The organism is Pseudomonas sp. Bc-h, assembly GCF_002080045.1.
Taxonomy (GTDB): Bacteria; Pseudomonadota; Gammaproteobacteria; order Pseudomonadales; family Pseudomonadaceae; genus Aquipseudomonas.
Genome location: NZ_MUIN01000044.1, coordinates 1 through 466, shown reverse-complemented (window position 1 = coordinate 466; position 466 = coordinate 1). Strand labels below are relative to the sequence as shown.

Below are 466 nucleotides of genomic sequence, written 5' to 3'. Positions count from 1 at the left end.
GACCGAGTCAACCACGATATTCTCATGGCGTTAGTAGCGAAGAAGATCAAAGACAAGCGGCTCCTGAAACTATTACGAGCGTTTCTGAACGCAGGAATAATGGAAAATGGTGTGATCATTGAGGAGGAAGAAGGAACGCCGCAAGGTGGACCGCTCTCCCCATGGCTGTCCAACGTGATGCTTAACGAACTCGACAGAGAGCTCGAAAAGCGTACCCTGCATTTCGTCCGCTACGCAGACGACTGCAACATATATGTCGCTAGCGAGCGAGCTGGAATCAGAGTTCTCGCAGGCATCACGCAGTTTCTTGCAAAGAAGCTGAAGCTGAAAGTCAATGAGGAAAAGAGCGCAGTGGCGCGCCCCTGGGAGAGAAAATTCCTGGGTTTTACCTTTACCCGGAAAGACCTGAAGGTGCAAGTAAATTCCTGGGTTTTACCTTTACCCGGAAAGACCTGAAGGTGCAAGT

Annotated in this window: 1 protein-coding gene; it reads left to right on the top strand. The window is 50.2% G+C overall.

The window, feature by feature from the left end; translation table 11 throughout:
- The coding region (locus tag BWR59_RS31750) for a reverse transcriptase domain-containing protein (RefSeq protein WP_269140380.1) at window positions 1-456 on the top strand (456 nt) is incomplete at its 5' end.
- Window positions 457-466 lie beyond the last annotated feature (10 nt).